Genomic DNA, 17297 nt, shown 5'->3' with positions numbered 1-17297 from the left:
GCCAGGGCGGGCGCGGCATGCGGTCGTCGTCGTGAGAGCATCGACGGGTGATCACGCTTCGGGCGCTGTGGGGCGCCTCGCACCCCGGCCCCTCCGTCGTGGTCACGGTGCTCGCGGTGGCGCTCGGAGTCGCTGCGGGACTGGAGCCGTGGCGCATCGCGGTGCTCGGGCTCGCGGTGCTGTGCGGACAGCTCTCGGTGGGGATCTCGAACGACGCGATCGACCGGGACCGCGACCGCGAGGTGGGGCGCACCGACAAGCCCCTCGTGCGGGGCGACGTCTCAGCCCGCACGGCATGGACCGTGGCGGTCGTGGCGGTCGTGGCGGCGCTGGTGCTCTCGGCCCTGCTCGGCGTCGGCATGCTGGCCGCCCACGCCGTCGCGCTCGCGTCGGCCTGGGCCTACAACGCCGGCCTCAAGGCGACACCGCTGTCGATCGCCCCCTTCGTGCTGAGCTTCGGGATCTTCCCATCACTCGCCACGCTCTCCGCCCAGCCGCCCGCGGTCGCCGCCTGGTGGGCGTGGGTCGCCGGCGGCGCGCTCGGCGCCGCCGTGCACCTGACCAACGTGCTGCCCGACCTCGACGACGACCGCCGCACCGGCGTGCGCGGGCTCGCTCACCGCATGGGCGCGCGCCCGGCCGCGGCGCTCGCCGGCATCGCGGTGCTCGCCGGTGCCGGCGCGGTGCTGTGGGGAGCGGCGGATGCCGGGGCGCTCGGCCCGCTCTCGTGGATGCTGTTCGCCGCGGTCGCCGTGCTCGCCCTCGCGACGGTCGCGCGCGTGATCGTTCGGCCGCCCGACCGCACGGTGTTCCGCCTCGTGATGGCCGCCGCCCTGCTCCTCGCGGTGCAGCTGGTGACGTCGCCCCCCAGCCTGGTCCCCTGACCGCTGCCGAGTGAGTATTCGGTCTGCCGAGTGAGTATTCGTCGCGTCGAGTGAGTATTCGTCGCGTCGAGTGAGTATTCGTCGCGTCGAGTGAGTATTCGTCGCGCCGAGTGAGTATTCGCGGGCCCGGGTGAGAGCTGGCGGGCCGGAGCGTCTACTCGCGGGCTCGTGCGCCTGGGCCTGGCGTCAGCCGGCCGCGTCGAACCCCATGGCGTACGCGCGGGCGAACAGCGTTCCGCCCGCCGCCAGCGCGAGACGCATGGCGCGCGACCGGACAGCGTGCGCCGCAGCTCCGACAGGGCGCCCGAGCCCGGTGTTCGCGGACGCCAGCAGCGCCGCCCGCCCGGCCGATCGCACCCGGTCACGCTCCCACGCGGCCAGCTCGGGCTCCGGCGCCGCCCCCTCCCGCACCCAGCGCGCGAGCAGCGGCGCGAGGCCGGCGGCATCCAGCAGCCCCAGGTTCATGCCCTGCCCGCCGATGGGGCTCACCTCGTGCGCGGTGTCGCCGATCGCGAACAGCCGACCGCGACGCAGGTGGGGCGCCACCACGCGGCGGACGCGGAAGGATGCCGCAGCCGTGATCGCCGCCGCTCCCTCGTGCTCACCGCGGGCGGCCAGCGCCGCGCGCAGTCGCGCGAGGCGGGCTGCGTCGTCATCGTCCACGCCCGCGGCGCCCCCGGTGTCCCACGCCACGAATCGGCGACGGCCGTCGGGCAGCGGGAACGACTCGAGCACGCCGCGCTCGTCGAGGTGCACGACCGCCACGGCGGCGTCGTCGCGCGGGGGGACGGTGGCATCCGACATGAGGTAGCGGTCCGGGTATTCTCCGCCGCGCGGCATGCCGGGGCGGAACACCAGCCCCCGAGCACCGGCGCCGCCGGCGACGACGACGAGGGGCGCCGTCGTCTCGAGCGTGCTGTCGTCGTGGGTGGCCCGCACGCGCAGGCGTTCGCCGTCGACCTGGATGCCGCTGACCGCCATCCCGCGCACCGGCGCGGGAGCGCCGACCGCCAGCGCCGCCTCGGTCTCGGGCTGCGGGAGCGTCGCGACATACGGATGCCGCTGCTGCAGCCGGTCGAACCGCACGACGCCGAGCAGCGTCCCCCCGCCCCGCGCCTCGCCCCGGCGCACCTTCACGGCGCGCTCGAGGATGCGCTCGGTGGCGCCACCGGCTTCCAGCGCGGCGAGCACCGGCGCGTGCAGGCCGATCGCCCGTGTTCCGCCGCCGGCCGCCGTGCGCCGGTCCCACAGCGCCGCCTCGACGCCGTGCCGGGCGAGCTCGGCCGCGAGCAAGGTGCCGACGGGACCCGCACCGACGATGAGGACGTCAGGCATGGCCGGATCCGCGGGCGAGCAGGCGGAAGGGAGCCGGGCTGTCCACGTGCCAGACGCGCGCCGCACCCGCACCCGCGGCCGCGGGTTCAAGGGCCCGCTGCAGCTCATCCGGGCGGTAGCTGCGGCGGATCGACCGCAGCCCGTCGGTGTGAAGGAACGTGCCCGGAGCGAGCGGGGCGATCCCGACGGCGTAGAGACCGTACGCGAGGCGTCCGCGGGCGATGTCGGCGTGCAGCACCGGACCGCTCGAGAGCGCCAGCGAATCGGCCGCGAAACCGGCCAGTTCTTCGGGAGTGAGGTGGTGCAGCACGTGGTTGGAGACGACCGCGTCGAAGCGCTCTCCCTCGGCGCGGAGGGCCGTCGAATCGGTACAGCGGAACCGCACATCGTCGCGTTCCCTCGCGCGGGCGACGGCGTGTGCGCGGGTGTCGGGGTCGACGCCCAGCCACTGCACGCGCAGGCCGTCGCGCCGTGCGAGCCCGGCCAGCCGCCCGATGAGGTCGCCGCCCCCGCAGCCGAGATCCAGCACGCGCGCGGGCCGGCCGAGTCCCGCCAGGTGCGGGCGCAGATGCGCGCGGTAGATCCCGCCCCAGCCCGAGACGAGCCGGTTGACGGTGCCGAAACGGCGGAGCGTGGCATCCAATCGACCCGGATCGCACTGCGGGTCGTCCATGAGTTCCCGCAGGGCCGTGTCGCGCTGCCGAAGGCTCACGGGACTTCTGCCGTGCCGCGGGTGACGAGGGCCGACTCGACGGTGAGCCCGGGGCCGAACGCGAGGGTCGCGATGCGTCGGGCGTCGGGGGTGTCGCCGTCGCCGGTGCCGTTGAGGAACTCGCGAAGGATGAACAGGATGGTCGCGCTGGACATGTTGCCGTAGTCGCGCAGGATGCGCCGCGACACCTCCAGGGTGGATGCCGGCAGCTCCAAGCCCGACTCGACACGGTCCAGCACGCTGCGGCCGCCGGGGTGCACCGCCCAGGCATCCACGTCGTCGTCGCCGAGGAACCGGGCGACGACGCCGCGGATCTCGCGTCCGATGATGCGGGGGACTTCTGCGGACAGGACCATCTCGAATCCCTCGTCGCCGACGGTCCAGGCCATGTCGTGTTCGCCGTCGTCGGTCACCGCGGTGCCGAACCGTTCGAGCTCCAGCCACTGCGCGCCGCGCAGGCCTGGATCGGCGCTGACGACCGCGGCAGCGGCGCCGTCGGCGAACACCGATGACGAGACGATCTGCTGCGGGTCGTCGGAGACCCGGAAGTGCAGCGTGCACAGCTCGGCGCAGACGACCAGCACGACCGCCGCCGGATCACCGGCGCAGATGCGGGCTGCCGTGCGCAGGCCGGGAAGGGCGGCCGCACAGCCGACGAACCCGAGGTGGTATCGCTCGACCGTGACCGGCAGGCCGAGGTCGCGCACGAGGCGGTAGTCCGGCCCGGGCGCGAACACGCCGGTGCACGAGACGGTGACGACATGCGTCACCTGGTCGGGGGTGATGCCGGCGCCGCGGAGCGCGGCATCCGCCGCTGCGGCGAACAGGGGAGGGGCCTGCCGGATGTACTCGGCGTTGCGCGCGCCGGTCGACGGCGACAGGATGCGGCCGGTTTCGTCGATCACCGGGATGCCGGAGGGGGTCTCGGGGACCTCGCCCGAGAACTCGGCCAGCACCGTGTGGCGGCTTTCGATGCCGGATGCGTCGAACGCGGCGCCGATCAGGCGCTGGGTGAGGCGGCTGGCGCCGGGCTGGGCGACGAAGAGATCGCGCACATCCTGCTGCGCCAGCCGCGTCGGCGGGACCGCAGTGCCGATCGACAGGACGCTGGTGACCATGGTTCACGATAACCAGCCCGGGTCCCTGGGGGCCCGCACTGGTGCCTGCGGCGTCGGCCGTCTACAGTGTCCGCCGGTTCGGGCGCCGGCGTGCCTCGGATCCCGCGCTCCGCTCTCGAGTGAGTATTCGCGTTCTCGAGTGAGTATTCGCGTGCTCGAGTGAGTATTCGCGTTCTCGGTGTTCGTGGGAGGGCACGCGGATACGAGGGGCCAGGCGCGCGCCCCGGCCCCTCGCGGCGTGCACTCAGGCGTCGGCAGCCAGCAAGTCCGCCAGCGGCAGGCGCACGCGTGGGGCGTTCTCCCGCTCGCGCAGTGGCTCGGGAGCCGACGCGATGTCGCCGAGCGTGCCGACGGCCATGACGGTGACCGGAGCGAGGTCCGAGCCGAGGTCGAATGCCGCGGCCAGTGCATCGCGGTCGAATCCGCCCATCTGATGCGTGTGCAGGCCCGCGGCATGGGCCTGCACCGTGAAGTGCGCGGCTGCCTGGCCCGTGTCGTAGGCGCCCCAGGCGAGAGGCGTGCCGTCGTGGCTGGTGACGGCGGCGAAGACCACCAGTGCGGATGCCGCGCCGGCCCATGCCTGGTTGAAGCCCATCAGCGTCTCCAGGATTGCGGCGTGCTCGGGGGTGCCCCGCCGCGCGACGATGAACCGCCAGGGCTGCGAGTTGTTGGCCGACGGCGCCCAGCGTGCGGCTTCGAGCGCGCTGGCGAGGGCGGCTTCGTCGATGGGGGCCTCGGCGTCGAAGACGCGCGTGCTCCAGCGGGCGGCGAGGACGTCGAGGATGGGGACCTCGGTGATGGCGGTGCGGTCGAGCGTGTCGGTCATGTGATGGTTCCAGGGGGTCTCGGGTTACGTCAGGGACGCCGTCGGCCCTCTCCCTTCAACGATAAGCGGCCCGCGGAACCGGTTCAGACGCGGGCCCCTGGCGGTCGCCCCGCGAATACTCACTCGGCACCGCGAATACTCACTCGGCACCGCGAATACTCACTCGGCACCGCGAATACTCACTCGGCACCGCGAATACTCACTCGGCGCGCAGGCGCTACGGTGACGGGCATGACCATCGCGACCGCAGACCTCTACGACCAGCGCGGCGACGAACTCGACTCCGTCGCCCTCCAATTCCACGACTTCGGCGGCCATACCGCGTTCGACGGCCCGGTTCGCACCATCCGGTGCCACCGCGACAACGCGCTCGTGAAGCAGACGCTCGCGACCCCCGGCGACGGCGCCGTGCTCGTGATCGACGGAGCCGGCTCCCTCGAGTCGGCGCTCGTGGGCGACCGCATCGCGGCATCCGCCGTCGAGAACGGCTGGGCGGGCCTCATCGTGCACGGTGCAGTGCGCGACCGCGAGGCGCTCGCCGCACTTCCCATCGGCATCAAAGCCCTCGGGTCGAACCCCCGCACGAGCGCCAAGGCGGGCGTCGGCGAGATCGACGTGCACGTGACCATCGCCGGCATCGTCTTCGCCACCGGAAAGCACGTCTGGGCCGACGCCGACGGCGTGCTCGTGGAGCGCTGAGGCTCTCGACATCCGCGCGCAGCGGGAGCATGCTGTCGGCATCACACGACAGGGGGACCCATGCTCGCCGACGTGCGCACCTTCAGCAGCTTCTCGGTCGATGACATCGACGCCGCGCTGACCTTCTACCGCGACACCCTCGGCCTCGACGCCGAGATCACGGCCATGGGGATCGTGCAGCTGAACCTCGCCGGCGGAGCGCGTGCCATCGCCTACCCGAAGCAGGACCACCGGCCGGCGGACTTCACGGTGCTGAACTTCGTCGTCGACGACGTGGATGCCGCGGTCGACGACCTCCGCTCCCGCGGCGTCGAGACGAAGATCTACACCGATCCCGACTTCGGCACCGACGAGCGGGGCATCTCGCGGGGCAACGGCGGGCCGGCGATCGCGTGGTTCCGCGATCCCGCCGGCAACGTGCTGAGCGTGCTGCAGGACGTGTGACGCCACGGATGCCGCGACGTCGACCGTCCGGCCGGGATCGCGGCACCGCGGGGACGTCAGGGTGCGAGTGCTGCAGCAGCTCGTTCCACGGCGCGGGGGACGGCCGCCGTGCCGCCCACGACGATGATGCGCGGGGGCTGGAGCCGGGTGATGGCGGCGGCCGTCGGCGCGGGGAGGTAGTCGGGACGCACGAGGAGGACGGGGCTCGCGGATGCGCCCGCGACCGCTGCGGCGGACAGCGCGTCGGCGAAGTCCAGCCCGCTGGCGAGATAGATCGTCCCGCCCGGTGTGGCAGTCGCCGCGGCGACGGCTTCAGCGGTCGCGAAACGGTCGTCGCCGGCCAGGCGCACCACCTCGTCGGCGTACGCCGCGAGTTCAGCGCGGACGCTGTCGTCCACGGCGGCGGGGCCTCCCACGATGACGATTCGCTGCGGGGCGAGCCGCGCGAGTTCTTCGGCCACCACCTCGGGCAGCTCTGAGCGCCCGGTCAAGAGCACGGGGGCGTCGGCGGCGCCCGCGGCGGCCGCGGCGCTCAGGGCGTCGGCAAAGTCGCCGCCTGCGGCGATGTAGGCGTCGGTGGTGCCGGCCGCGAATGTCGACGATGAGACCATCGCCGATGTGTGGAAGCGCGTTTCCCCGTCGAGTCGGACGACGGGCCCAGCGGTGAGCGCGGCCGCCCTCTCGGCCACGGTGTCGTGGATCGCCGCGGTGCCACCCACGATCACGATCTGCTTCGGCTTCAGCCGCTGCAGCTCTGCGGCGATCGCGGCCGGGATGTCGTGGGGCTCGGTGAGCAGCACCGGAGCGCCGGACGCTCCGGCGGCGGCCGCGGCCGAGAGGGCGTCGGGGAACACCTGGCCGCTCGCGAGGTAGACGATGTCGATGCCGGGGGCGTACGTGGCGGCGGAGACGGCGGCGGACGTCTCGTAGCGTGACGCACCCGCCTGGCGCACGACGGGCGTGGGGATTGTGATCCAGCCGCTGCTGACGGTCGCAGGCCAGTGGCCGGCACGGGTTCCCGTCACGGCCACCGTGATGTTCGCCCCGCGGTCGTCCTTCGTCACCTGGTAGCTCTGCCCCGTGGCCCCCGGAATGGAGGCGCCATCGCGTCGCCACTGGTATTGCAGCGTCGCGGCCGGCTGCCAGGTGCCGGCGGATGCCGTCAGCACCCCGCCCACACCCGAGGATCCGCCGATCGTCGGTACCGGTGTCGAAGTGAAGCGCGCGGGCGCAGGCGTGGTCGAGGTCAGGCAGCATCCGTAGTTGTTGATGACGGTCCGTCCTGACAGGTCCTCCCAGCGGCCCTGGTAGGTGGCAGAGCCGTTACGCACCCGGTAGTTTCCGAAGCGCATGCCGTCCACGGGGTAGTAGGGGCGCTGAACGCCGGCGCCGGGCTGGGGCGGGTCGCCGAAGAGGATCGACAGGTGCACGTGAGGCCCGGTCGAGGACCCGCCGCAGGGGAGGGTGGACGCCGCCTCGCCGAGGTACGTGCCGACCGGGACCCACTGGCCGATGAGGTGTTCCTGGGCATTCGCGAGGTGGTAGTACTCCGAGCGCCAGCCGCCGCCGTGGTCGACGCCCAGGAACCACCCGGCGGGGCAGGTGACACGGTAGACGCGTCCGTCGGCGATGGACACGACGCGCTTGTTCGCGCTGGAGCCGGGGGAGAAGTCCACGGCGCCCCATGCGGCGCCGTCGCTGTCGCGGTGCGGCCCACCGGCCGACCAGCGGACACCGCCTTCGAACGGCAGGTGCCACTCGGGCACCGCCATCGCCCGCATGAGGTTCTGCTGCGGCATCGGCAGCGGCTCGTCCCACGGCTCGACGGTCAGCGGCATGGTCGGCCCGTGCGAGGTGTGATCCTCGGGGTCGGTGTGCTCGTCGGGAGTCGGCGTCTCGTCGCCGTGCGGCTCGGGCGCCGGGGCGGGAGTCGTCGGCGCGGGCGCCGGGGCAGGAGTCGTCGTCTCGGGTTCCGGGGCCGTGGGCTGCTCTGTCGCGTCGGGCGTCGGCGTGGGTTCCGAGGTCTGCGTGGGGCCGGGGATGCCGTCGTCCGAGACTGTCGTCGGCATCGGCATGGCGGAGAGCATCGGCTCGGGGGAAGCCGAGGCCGGAGGAGCCACCATGCCGAGACCCAGCGTCACCACCGCGATCGCTGCCGACCTTTGAATCCACGCACGCATGCGCAACCGCCTCTCACCAGGTTCCCTCACCGTATCGCGGGGCCATCGCGGAGCGAGTGGGTTGCGCCGCCTCTGCGGGCTGTGCAACGAAAGCAGGCGCCTGAAACGACGGATGCCGCGACCCGGCCGGTCGGCCGAGATCGCGGCATCCGCTTCCGCTTCGGAACGGGCCGAGGGTGTCAGCCCTTCAGCGCCTCCTTGAGGTGCACGCGGGCGCCCATCCGCAGGATCGAGTTCTCGTAGATCTTCGCGCCCACCCAGATCGCGCCGACGCACGTGACGAGCAGGATCGCCAGCGAGACGAGGGGCTCCCACCACTGCGCGTCGCCGAAGAAGATGCGCACCGGCATCCCGACCGGGGCCGAGAACGGCACGTACGACATGATCGTCATGACGGTGGGGTTGTCGTTGAAGAAGATCGCCACGAAGTACGGCACCATGACGAGCAGGGTCAGCGGCGTGGTGGTCGAGCCGATGTCCTCCTGGCGGGAGACCATCGCGGCAGCCGCGGCGAACAGCGACGCCAGCAGGACGAAGCCGAAGAGGAAGAACACCGCGAACCACACCAGCGGTGCGCCCAGGCCCGACAGCAGCTCGGCCTGTCCCGTGACCGTGAGTCCGATCACCGCGACGGCGGCCAGGCCGATGATCTGCCCCATCGCGAGCACCGTGTTGCCGATCACCTTGCCCGCCAGCAGCGCCCGGGTGGGGACGGCCGAGATCAGCAGCTCCACGACGCGCGTCGCCTTCTCCTCCACCACGCTCTGCGAGATGGTCGAGCCGAAGGTGGTCGCGGCCATGAGGAACACCGCTCCGAAGAGGAGCGAGATGATGTAGCGCATCAGGCCGTCGTCGTCGGCGGGCTCGGTCTGCAGCAGCTCCACCGGCGGCGACACGCTCAGGGCCGACATCAGAGTGGAGGGCACGGCGTCGTCTCCGACGACCGTGAAGTCGAATCCACCCTCGCCGCCGGGGATGAGGGCCGCGTCGACCTCGCCGTCGCGGACGAGCTCGCGGGCCTTGTCCGCCGAGCCCACTTCGGTGATGTCGAGCATGCCGTCCAGGGGCGCGACGATCTGCGCGGTCTCGCCGGTCACGGCCACGGGAGTGCGGCTGTCCTGCTGAGCGGTGAACCCGCCCCACAGCACGCCGGCGAGGGCGATGACGAACAGGATGCCGGTGGAGATCAGAAACGCCTTGCTGCGCAGCTTCGATCCGATCTCGCGCTCGGCGACGAGCCAGGTGCTCTGGACGAAGGAGGGGGCGGTGTTCACTGGATGACCTCCTTGAAGATCTGGGCGAGGGACGGATGCCGCGGGGCGAAGCTGGCCACGTCGCCGGCGGCGACCGCGCGGCGCAGCACCGTCTGCACGGTGTCGTCGGAATCGGCGTCGAAGAGGGCGTAACCGCCGTCGAACTCCAGCACCGTGATGCCGGGCTCGTCGCGCAGCCATCCCGCGTCGCCGGCGGAGACCAGCTCGAACCGGCGGGTGGAGTGCGCGGCGCGCAGGTCGTCGCGAGAGCCCGCAGCGCGGATCGTGCCGCCGGCGATGATCACGAGGTCGTCGCAGAGGCGCTCGACCACGTCGAGCTGGTGCGAGGAGAACAGCACCGCGGCGCCCTGGGCGGCGCGGGCCTGCAGCACGCTGGCGACGACGTCGACGGCGAGGGGGTCCAGGCCCGAGAACGGCTCGTCGAGGATCAGCACCTGCGGGTCGTGCACGAGGGCGGCGGCGATCTGCGCGCGCTGCTGGTTGCCGAGCGACAGGGTCTCGACGTTGTCGTTCAGGCGCTCGCCGAGGCCCAGCTCCTCGAGCAGGGCGGTCGCGCGGGTCGTGGCATCCGCCTTCGAGAACCCGTGCAGACGGGCGAGGTAGACGATGTGCTCGAGCACCTTCATCTTCGGGTAGAGGCCGCGCTCCTCGGGCATGTAGCCGAAGCGACGGCGGTCGGCCGCAGTGACGGGCGTACCGTTGAGGGTGACCGTGCCGGCATCCTTCGCCAGTACGCCCAGGATGATGCGCATCGTCGTGGTCTTGCCGGCGCCGTTGCCGCCGACGAAGCCGGTCAGCCGCCCGGGGGCGACGGTGAACCCGACGTCGTCGAGCACACGGCGTCCGCCGTAGCTCTTGGTGATCCCGGTCAGTTCGAGCATGAAGCTCCTCCTCAGTCGATACCTCGACGCTACGCATCCTGTCGATCGGCGACCTCCCCCCACGGGTGGGTTCTGCGGTGTGGACGCGGGCCGGGGTCTCCCCCCTGCGGGGGAGGAGGCGGCCCGGGCTGGGCAGAGATGTATGCGTCGGAATAGATATGGCGGGGCCCCGGTTGGTCTGTGCGAGGGTCGCGGACATGCGGCGACCACGGAGAAGACTCAGGAGACATCCCATGACCGATCGCACCATCGGCTACATCGTCGGCAGCCTCTCGTCGACGTCGATCAACCGCCGCCTCGCCACCGCGCTGGAGCGTCTGGCGCCCGAGGGCGCCACGCTCGTGGAGATCCCGATCGCCGACCTGCCGTTCTTCTCCGTTGACATCGAGAACGACATGCCGCCGGCGGCGCGCGAGTTCAAGGACGCCATCGACCGCGTCGACGGCGTGATCATCGTCACCCCCGAGTACAGCCGTTCGATCCCCGGCGTGCTGAAGAACGCGCTGGACTGGGCGGCCCGTCCCTACGGTCAGGGCTCGTTCGACGGCAAGCCCACCGCCGTCATCGGCACCTCGGGCGGCGGCATCGCCACCGCAGCCGCGCAGCAGCACCTGAAGGCGATCCTCAGCCACTTCAACGCGCCGACGCTCGGTCAGCCGGAGGGCTACGTGCAGTCCGTGCCGGGCTTGTTCACCGACAACGGCGAGGTCACCAACGACGAGACGGCGGCGTTCCTCGCCGCGTACCTGCAGGCGTTCATGGCCCTCATCGAGCGCTACGCCCCGGTGCCCGTAGCGGTCTGACGCAGGGGGCGAAGCCCCGGCCCCGGCACCGGCACCGGGTGCGGGCCGGGGCGTGGGCGTGGGCGGGCGCGGCCGTTCAGACGAGCCCGTGCGTGTGGGCGTAGACCACCGCCGCGACGCGGTCGCGGGCCCCGAGCTTCTGCAGCACGTTCGACACGTGGGTCTTCACCGTCGCCTCGCCGATGTAGAGCTGCTGCGCGATCTCGGCGTTGCTCTGCGCACGCGCCAGCAGCCGCAGCACCTCCGTCTCGCGATCGGTGAGGTCGATGTGCACCCCGGATGCCGTCGGCGCGGTGGCCGACGGATCGGTCTCCCGCTCGCGGCCGGCGCCGTCGGACACGGCTGCCGGCGCCACGCCTCCGGAGGCGAAGCGCTCGATCACCCGCCGTGTCACCTCCGGCGCGAGCAGCGCATCGCCTGCGGCGGCGACGCGCACCGCGGTCACGAGCTCCTCCGGTCCGGCGTTCTTCAGCAGGAACCCGCTGGCTCCCGCCGCGAGCGCCTGGAACAGGTAGTCGTCCCGGTCGAAGGTCGTCACGATCACGACGGCGGCCGAGACGGCGGGGTCGGCGACGATGCGCCGCGTCGCCTCGATGCCGTCCATGTCGGGCATCTGCACGTCCATGCAGATGACGTCCGGCACAAGCGCGGATGCCGCGGCCACCGCCTCGACCCCGGTCGCCGCCTCGCCGACGACGTCGATGCCCGCGGCATCCAGGATCATCCGGAACCCGGCCCGCATGACCGCGTGGTCGTCGACGAGCAGCACGCGGGTCGCGGCGCCGCTCACGCGGGCACCGCCGCGCGGAGCGGAATCCGCGCCCGCACGATGAAGCCGCCGCGCGGGCGTGGCCCGGCTTCGAGCGTGCCGCCCGAGGCCGCCGCCCGCTCCCGCATGCCCACGAGACCCAGCCCCGGCCGGTCGGCGCGCACGCGCCCGGTGTTGGTGATCTCGAGTTCGACGGCATCCGCGTCGTAGCGCAGCCGTACATCGGCGGTCGCGCCCGGACCGGCGTGGCGGCGGGCGTTGGTGAGGGCCTCCTGCGCGATGCGGTAGAGGTTCACCTGCGTGAGCTCCGACGGCTCGACGGGCTGGCCGATGACCGTGAAGGTCGTGGGCAGGCCGTTGTCGTTGGCGTGCGCGACGATGTCGGCGAGCGCCGACAGCCGCACGGTCGAGTCGGCCGGCGCGGCCGCGGCATCCGGGGTGCGGAGCGTCTCGAGCAGCTGGCGCAGTTCCTCCAGTGCTGATCGAGCGGATGCCTCCACGCCGCCGAGGGCGGTGCGCGCGGCGGCGGGGTCGCGCTGGAGCACCATCCGCGCGGCGCCGGCCTGCACGCCCATCGCCGAGACGTGGTGGGCGACGACGTCGTGCAGCTCGCGGGCGATGCGCACCCGGTCGAGGGCGACGGCCTGGGCGGCGGTGAGCTCCCGCTCGCGCTCGAGTTCGGCGGTGCGCTCCTCGAGGGCCGTCCACGCCAGCGCCGTCGCGTACGCGCGGTCGCCCAGGTAGTAGGCGCCGCCGAAATAGAAGACGTTGATCACGAACTGGATCACCATGTACGCCGCCATCGGCGAGAAGGCGCCTGCGGTCGATGGGCCGTCGCCGGAGGGATCGGTGGCCGTCTGGAACATGGTCACCAGCAGCCAGACGAACATTGCGACCACGACGACCACGCGCACGACGGTCGCCCGGCGGCGGTCGTCGACCCAGGCGCCGACGGTGTACATCGCCACGAACAGCGAGACCTGGCCGACGTAGAGGTCGGGGATGTGGAAGGTCGCCCCGGCGAAGAAGGCGATCGCGACGACGATCAGGACGATTTCGGGGTGGCGGCGGCGCAGCGCCAGCGGCATCGTCACGCCCGCCGAGTACACCAGCGCCCAGCCGAGCCCCGGGGTTTCGTCGCCGAAGAAACCCGCGACCTGTCCGAGCCACGAACTGATCACGGCACCCACGAGCAGGCCTACGGCGAGCCACACGTCGGTGCGCAGCTCGGCTGCGGTCGGTGGATGCCGGCGGGTCGGGGCGGCGGGCGGGGTCGTGCTCATCGTTCCAACGTACGGGGACCGCGCCGTCGCGGCATCCCCCGCACGACGGACCCCGCCGCCGAGTGAGTATTCGCGCCCTCGAGTGAGTATTCGCGGCGCCGAGTGAGTATTCGCGCCCACGACGGGGGCTCTTGACAAGTTCGCTTGCTTTTAACAAGCTACCGGCATCCGCCCTCGCGGCGGCCTGCAAGGGAGCACGCCATGACCGACATCTTCGTCAATCTGCCCACGGCCGATCTCGACCGCTGCAAGGCCTTCTACACCGCGCTGGGGGCGACGATCAATCCGCTGTTCAGCGACGAGAACGCCGTCTGCGTCTCCTGGGGCGACGGCGTCTACTTCATGATGCTGACGCGGGAGTTCTTCGCGACCTTCACCGACAAGCCGGTCGCCGATCCGGCCACGACCGCGCAGGTGATGGTGGCGCTCGCCCGGCCCTCGAACGACGACGTGGATGCCGTGATGGCCACGGGCCTGGCGGCCGGAGGCACCGAGCCCCGCGAGCCGGAGGACCTCGGGTTCATGTACTCGCGGGACCTGGAGGACCCCGACGGCAACGTGCTGAGTTTCTTCTACATGGACCCCGTCGCCTCGGAGCAGGGCCCGGGCGCGTTCGCCGATCAGGCGCAGTCGTAGGTGGCCGCCCGAAGCTACGGCCAGTACTGCGGTGTCACCACCGCCGTCGAGCTGATCGGCGAGCGGTGGGCGTTGCTGATCGTCCGTGACCTGCTGGTGGGGCCGCGCCGGTACACCGATCTCAAGGCCGGTCTGCCCCGGATTCCGACGAACATCCTCGCGGCGCGTCTGAAAGAGCTGCAGGACGCCGGGGTGGTGCGCCGGGTTCCGCTGTCGCACCGGGGGCTCGTGTACGACCTCACCCCGTACGGCCGCGAGCTCGAGCCCATCGTGCTGGCGCTCGGGCGCTGGGGGTTCGCGGCGATGGGAGAGCCCGAGCCCGACGACGTCGTCACCGCAGATTCCCTGACGATGGCGCTGCGCACCGCGTTCCGTCCGGATGCCGCCGCCGCCCTGCCGGCGACCGGATACGACTTGCACGTGGGTGATGTCGGCCTGCGTGCGCGCGTCGATGGCGTCGCGCTCGCAGTACGGCGCCTGGATGCCGGTGTGGCAGGGGGTGCAGGAGACGCGGGCCTCGCAGCGACGGCGGATGCCGGGGCCGACGAGCCTGCGGCGGATGCCGTCATCGTCGCGGGACCGGGCATCCGCGGCATCATCTCCGGCGAACTCGCCCCCGCCGACGCGCTCGCCCGCGGAGTCGTGCGTGTGCCGCGCGGCGACGCGGCGCTGCTGGGCCGCTTCGCCACGACCTTCCATATCGCCCCCGCTGCCGCGGCGGCCTGACCGAGAGGACTCCCGATGGCGGGCCTCATCCACATCGATCTGTTCAGCAGCCTCGACGGCGTCGCGCAGTCCCCCGGAACCCGCGCTGAGGATCCGGACGGCGGTTTCGCTTACGGCGGCTGGCAGGCGCCGGTCGACGACGCCGCAGTGGGGGAGCGCGTGATGGCCGGCATCCGCCGGATGGACGCCCTGCTGCTCGGCCGGCGCACGTACGACATCTTCGCCGGGTACTGGCCGCAGTACGAGGGGCCCGCGGCCGAGATCGCCGAGCGGTTCACCGCGATCCCGAAGTACGTCGCTTCGCGCGGAACACCCTCGCTGCCGTGGGCGAACTCGCACCTGATCGGGGCGGATCTGGCGGCCGAGGTCGCGGCGCTGCGCGAGCGGCACGAGGAGGTGCACGTGGTCGGCAGCATCGCCTTCGCCCGCAGCCTGGTGCGCGCGGGCCTCTTCGACGTGCTGAACCTGTGGGTCTACCCGCTCGTGCTCGGGCCCGGCAAGCGGCTGTTTCCGCCGGACGGGCCGGCCTTCGGGCTCACGTTGCTGGAGGAGCCGATCGCGGGCCCCGCCGGCGCTCTCCTGCTGCGTTATGGCCCCGGCCCCGCGGTGACGACCGCCGACATGGGCTGACACCCGCTGCCGAGTGAGTATTCGCGTTGTCGAGTGAGTATTCGCGCTGCCGAGTGAGTATTCGCGCTGCCGAGTGAGTATTCGCGTTGTCGAGTGAGTATTCGCGCTGGCGCGTCAGCCGAAGATCATCGGGCGGTCGTCGTCGTCCTCGGGGGAGGTCACGTCGAGATCGACGACGACAGGCACGTGATCGCTGGGGATCTCGCCCTTGCGCTCGTCGCGGTGGATGGACGCCCCGGTGACCCGGTCGGCGAAGGCGTGGGAACCGAGGATGAAGTCGATGCGCATGCCCTGGTTACGGGGGAAGCGCAGCTGCTTGTAATCCCAGTAGGTGAATCCGGTCGGAACAAGCGGGCGTACGACGTCGATCATGCCGGCTTCTTCGATGGCGTGGAACGCCGCGCGCTCAGGCGCCGAGACGTGTGTCGAGATCCCCTCGACGACCGCGGGGTCGCCGTTGTCGGCATCCGTCGGAGCGATGTTGAAGTCACCGACCATTGCGAGGGCGAGATCGGGGTTCTCCGCGAGGGAATCCCGCGCGTGCTGGGCGAGGGCGCCGAGCCAGTCGAGCTTGTAGACGTAGTGCGGGTCGTCGAGGGAGCGGCCGTTGGGGACGTAGAGGCTCCAGACTCGGATGCCGCCGATCGTGGCGCCGAGGGCGCGGGCCTCGAGTGGGGCATCGGGGCCCTCATGCCCCTTGGCGAAACCGGGCATGCCCGGGAAGGAGGTCTGGACATCTTCGATCGGCTCACGGCTCGCAATCGCGACGCCGTTCCACTGGTTGAGCCCGTGGGCGACGACGTGATAACCGGCATCCTCGAAGGCCTCGTAGGGGAACTGCTCGGGCTTGCACTTGATCTCCTGCATCGCCAGTACATCGATGCCCTCGCGGACCGCGAAGTCGACGGTGCGCACGACGCGCGCGCGGATGGAGTTGACGTTCCAGGTGGCAAGCCGCATGTCACCCAGCCTACTTTCGCCGTCGAGTGAGTATTCGCGCCGTCGAGTGAGTATTCGCGCCGCCGAGTGAGTATTCGCGTCGCCGAGTGAGTATTCGCGTCGCCGAGTGAGTATTCGGCCCGCACGCACACGAGGCGTGGCAGGGTGATCCCATGCGCATCGCCGTCACCGGAGCCTCCGGAAAACTGGGTCGTACCGTCGTCCGCGTCCTCCGGGATGCCGGGCACACCGTGATCGGCCTCGACATGGTCGGGGAACGCGGCCCGGGCTTCGTGCGGGTCGACCTCACGGACTTCGGGCAGGTGATCGACGCCATCGCCGGCGTGAACGATCAGCACGACGGCGTCGACGCGCTGGTTCACCTCGCGGCGATCCCGGCACCAGGGATCACCAGCGACGTCGCGACCTTCCACAACAACATCGCCGCGACGTTCAACGTGTTCTGGGCTGCGGTGCGCCTGGGCGTCCAGAAGATCGTCTACGCCTCGAGCGAGACGGTGCAAGGGCTGCCGTTCGACGTGCCGCCGCCGTACATCCCGGTCGACGAGGACTATCCCGCCCGGCCGGAGTCGGTGTACTCGCTCGTCAAGCACCTCGAGGAGCAGCTGGCGATCGAGCTCGTGCGGTGGCATCCTGCGCTCTCGATTACGGCGCTGCGCTTCTCCAACGTCATGGATCCCGCGGATTACGCGGAGTTCCCCTCTTTCGACGCGGATGCCACGCTGCGCAAGTGGAACCTCTGGTCCTACATCGACGCACGCGACGGCGCTCAGGCGGTGCTCCGGGCGCTCGAAGTGGCGCCCGCCGGGTTCGACCGCTTCCTCATCGCGGCGGCGGACACCGTCATGTCGCGTCCGGCCGCGGAGCTGGTCGCGGAGGTCTTTCCGGATGTGCCGGTGCGCGGGGAACTGCCGCCGCACGCGAGCCTGTTCTCCACAGAGAAAGCACGCCAGCTGCTCGGTTACGAGCCGCAGCACTCCTGGCGCGACGAGGCGTAGCTGCACGCGCGAATACTCACTCGGCGCCGCGAGTACTCACTCGGCCCCGCGAATACTCACTCGGCCCCGCGAATACTCACTCGCCCCCGCGAGAACTCACTCGGCCCCGCGAATACTCACTCGGCACCCCGACCCCGAG

At 71.6% G+C, this 17297-nt stretch carries 18 protein-coding genes; 8 read left to right on the top strand and 10 right to left on the bottom strand.

Features of this window, described 5'->3' with window-relative positions; all coding sequences use genetic code 11:
- Positions 1-47: 47 nt before the first annotated feature.
- A complete protein-coding gene (locus tag QNO14_RS14340) occupies positions 48-884 on the top strand; it encodes a UbiA family prenyltransferase (protein WP_257506463.1) in 837 nt (278 codons plus the stop codon).
- Positions 885-1070: 186 nt separating this feature from the next.
- Here QNO14_RS14340 and QNO14_RS14335 read toward each other — a convergent pair whose 3' ends face one another.
- The 4 genes from QNO14_RS14335 to QNO14_RS14320 all read right to left on the bottom strand — a co-directional run bounded on the left by QNO14_RS14335 (position 1071) and on the right by QNO14_RS14320 (position 4875).
- The gene (locus QNO14_RS14335) at positions 1071-2219 is read right to left on the bottom strand and encodes an FAD-dependent oxidoreductase (RefSeq protein WP_257506464.1); all 1149 of its coding nucleotides are present in this window, start codon (positions 2217-2219) and stop codon (positions 1071-1073) included.
- Positions 2212-2931 (bottom strand): methyltransferase domain-containing protein, encoded by a 720-nt coding sequence (locus tag QNO14_RS14330; protein WP_257506465.1) that lies wholly within the window; start codon positions 2929-2931, stop codon positions 2212-2214. The genes QNO14_RS14335 and QNO14_RS14330 overlap by 8 nt, the downstream gene beginning before the upstream one ends.
- The gene (locus QNO14_RS14325; RefSeq protein WP_257506466.1) at positions 2928-4049 is read right to left on the bottom strand and encodes a type III polyketide synthase; all 1122 of its coding nucleotides are present in this window, start codon (positions 4047-4049) and stop codon (positions 2928-2930) included. The genes QNO14_RS14330 and QNO14_RS14325 overlap by 4 nt, the downstream gene beginning before the upstream one ends.
- Before the next feature lie 244 nt (positions 4050-4293).
- Positions 4294-4875 carry a nitroreductase family protein gene (locus QNO14_RS14320; RefSeq protein ID WP_257506467.1) on the bottom strand — a complete coding sequence of 194 codons (582 nt, stop codon included), beginning with the start codon at positions 4873-4875 and terminating at the stop codon, positions 4294-4296.
- A gap of 231 nt (positions 4876-5106) precedes the next feature.
- Here QNO14_RS14320 and rraA point away from each other — a divergent pair, with 231 nt between their 5' ends.
- Both rraA and QNO14_RS14310 read left to right on the top strand, forming a co-directional pair.
- The gene (rraA, locus tag QNO14_RS14315) at positions 5107-5574 is read left to right on the top strand and encodes a ribonuclease E activity regulator RraA (RefSeq protein ID WP_257494456.1); all 468 of its coding nucleotides are present in this window, start codon (positions 5107-5109) and stop codon (positions 5572-5574) included.
- A 60-nt stretch (positions 5575-5634) separates the two neighbouring features.
- On the top strand, positions 5635-6018 hold the full coding sequence (locus QNO14_RS14310) for a VOC family protein (protein WP_257506468.1): 384 nt from the start codon (positions 5635-5637) through the stop codon (positions 6016-6018).
- A 56-nt stretch (positions 6019-6074) separates the two neighbouring features.
- On the opposite strand, the gene QNO14_RS14305 is transcribed toward QNO14_RS14310, so the two are convergent.
- The 3 genes from QNO14_RS14305 to QNO14_RS14295 all read right to left on the bottom strand — a co-directional run bounded on the left by QNO14_RS14305 (position 6075) and on the right by QNO14_RS14295 (position 10353).
- A complete protein-coding gene (locus QNO14_RS14305) occupies positions 6075-8198 on the bottom strand; it encodes a cell wall-binding repeat-containing protein (protein ID WP_257506469.1) in 2124 nt (707 codons plus the stop codon).
- A 179-nt stretch (positions 8199-8377) separates the two neighbouring features.
- Positions 8378-9472 carry an ABC transporter permease gene (locus tag QNO14_RS14300; RefSeq protein WP_257506470.1) on the bottom strand — a complete coding sequence of 365 codons (1095 nt, stop codon included), beginning with the start codon at positions 9470-9472 and terminating at the stop codon, positions 8378-8380.
- Positions 9469-10353: an ABC transporter ATP-binding protein gene (locus QNO14_RS14295; protein ID WP_257494452.1), complete on the bottom strand. Its 885-nt coding sequence runs from the start codon at positions 10351-10353 to the stop codon at positions 9469-9471. The genes QNO14_RS14300 and QNO14_RS14295 overlap by 4 nt, the downstream gene beginning before the upstream one ends.
- A 233-nt stretch (positions 10354-10586) precedes the next feature.
- Here QNO14_RS14295 and QNO14_RS14290 point away from each other — a divergent pair, with 233 nt between their 5' ends.
- A complete protein-coding gene (locus QNO14_RS14290; RefSeq protein ID WP_257494451.1) occupies positions 10587-11156 on the top strand; it encodes an NADPH-dependent FMN reductase in 570 nt (189 codons plus the stop codon).
- A 76-nt stretch (positions 11157-11232) separates the two neighbouring features.
- On the opposite strand, the gene QNO14_RS14285 is transcribed toward QNO14_RS14290, so the two are convergent.
- Positions 11233-11898 carry a response regulator gene (locus tag QNO14_RS14285; protein ID WP_374113992.1) on the bottom strand — a complete coding sequence of 222 codons (666 nt, stop codon included), beginning with the start codon at positions 11896-11898 and terminating at the stop codon, positions 11233-11235.
- Between the two features lie 44 nt (positions 11899-11942).
- Positions 11943-13208 carry a sensor histidine kinase gene (locus tag QNO14_RS14280; protein ID WP_257506472.1) on the bottom strand — a complete coding sequence of 422 codons (1266 nt, stop codon included), beginning with the start codon at positions 13206-13208 and terminating at the stop codon, positions 11943-11945.
- 201 nt (positions 13209-13409) lie between these two features.
- Here QNO14_RS14280 and QNO14_RS14275 point away from each other — a divergent pair, with 201 nt between their 5' ends.
- The 3 genes from QNO14_RS14275 to QNO14_RS14265 are packed head-to-tail and all read left to right on the top strand — an operon-like array spanning position 13410 to position 15200.
- Positions 13410-13844 carry a VOC family protein gene (locus QNO14_RS14275; protein ID WP_257494448.1) on the top strand — a complete coding sequence of 145 codons (435 nt, stop codon included), beginning with the start codon at positions 13410-13412 and terminating at the stop codon, positions 13842-13844.
- The gene (locus QNO14_RS14270; RefSeq protein WP_257506473.1) at positions 13845-14570 is read left to right on the top strand and encodes a winged helix-turn-helix transcriptional regulator; all 726 of its coding nucleotides are present in this window, start codon (positions 13845-13847) and stop codon (positions 14568-14570) included. It begins immediately after the preceding gene.
- Between the two features lie 15 nt (positions 14571-14585).
- Complete coding sequence (locus tag QNO14_RS14265) at positions 14586-15200, top strand: dihydrofolate reductase family protein (RefSeq protein WP_257506474.1); 615 nt, start codon at positions 14586-14588, stop codon at positions 15198-15200.
- 114 nt (positions 15201-15314) lie between these two features.
- On the opposite strand, the gene QNO14_RS14260 is transcribed toward QNO14_RS14265, so the two are convergent.
- Complete coding sequence (locus QNO14_RS14260) at positions 15315-16160, bottom strand: exodeoxyribonuclease III (RefSeq protein WP_257494445.1); 846 nt, start codon at positions 16158-16160, stop codon at positions 15315-15317.
- 152 nt (positions 16161-16312) lie between these two features.
- Here QNO14_RS14260 and QNO14_RS14255 point away from each other — a divergent pair, with 152 nt between their 5' ends.
- On the top strand, positions 16313-17158 hold the full coding sequence (locus tag QNO14_RS14255; RefSeq protein ID WP_257506475.1) for an NAD-dependent epimerase/dehydratase family protein: 846 nt from the start codon (positions 16313-16315) through the stop codon (positions 17156-17158).
- The last annotated feature ends 139 nt before the right edge of the window (positions 17159-17297 follow it).

This window comes from Microbacterium sp. zg-Y625 (genome assembly GCF_030246925.1).
In the GTDB taxonomy this organism is placed as follows: Bacteria; Actinomycetota; Actinomycetes; order Actinomycetales; family Microbacteriaceae; genus Microbacterium; species Microbacterium jiangjiandongii.
Note: the sequence above shows the minus strand (reverse complement) of the source record. Positions and strands in the feature narration are given on the sequence as shown.

Coding starts and splice junctions, on each gene's coding strand:
- QNO14_RS14320 (WP_257506467.1), bottom strand. CDS start 4,875: ATGACCGACACGCTCGACCGCACCGCCATCACCGAGGTCCCCATCCTC.
- QNO14_RS14285 (WP_374113992.1), bottom strand. CDS start 11,898: ATGCGGGCCGGGTTCCGGATGATCCTGGATGCCGCGGGCATCGACGTC.
- rraA (WP_257494456.1), top strand. CDS start 5,107: ATGACCATCGCGACCGCAGACCTCTACGACCAGCGCGGCGACGAACTC.
- QNO14_RS14325 (WP_257506466.1), bottom strand. CDS start 4,049: ATGGTCACCAGCGTCCTGTCGATCGGCACTGCGGTCCCGCCGACGCGG.
- QNO14_RS14290 (WP_257494451.1), top strand. CDS start 10,587: ATGACCGATCGCACCATCGGCTACATCGTCGGCAGCCTCTCGTCGACG.
- QNO14_RS14275 (WP_257494448.1), top strand. CDS start 13,410: ATGACCGACATCTTCGTCAATCTGCCCACGGCCGATCTCGACCGCTGC.
- QNO14_RS14310 (WP_257506468.1), top strand. CDS start 5,635: ATGCTCGCCGACGTGCGCACCTTCAGCAGCTTCTCGGTCGATGACATC.
- QNO14_RS14305 (WP_257506469.1), bottom strand. CDS start 8,198: ATGCGTGCGTGGATTCAAAGGTCGGCAGCGATCGCGGTGGTGACGCTG.
- QNO14_RS14280 (WP_257506472.1), bottom strand. CDS start 13,208: ATGAGCACGACCCCGCCCGCCGCCCCGACCCGCCGGCATCCACCGACC.
- QNO14_RS14260 (WP_257494445.1), bottom strand. CDS start 16,160: ATGCGGCTTGCCACCTGGAACGTCAACTCCATCCGCGCGCGCGTCGTG.
- QNO14_RS14295 (WP_257494452.1), bottom strand. CDS start 10,353: ATGCTCGAACTGACCGGGATCACCAAGAGCTACGGCGGACGCCGTGTG.
- QNO14_RS14265 (WP_257506474.1), top strand. CDS start 14,586: ATGGCGGGCCTCATCCACATCGATCTGTTCAGCAGCCTCGACGGCGTC.
- QNO14_RS14255 (WP_257506475.1), top strand. CDS start 16,313: ATGCGCATCGCCGTCACCGGAGCCTCCGGAAAACTGGGTCGTACCGTC.
- QNO14_RS14335 (WP_257506464.1), bottom strand. CDS start 2,219: ATGCCTGACGTCCTCATCGTCGGTGCGGGTCCCGTCGGCACCTTGCTC.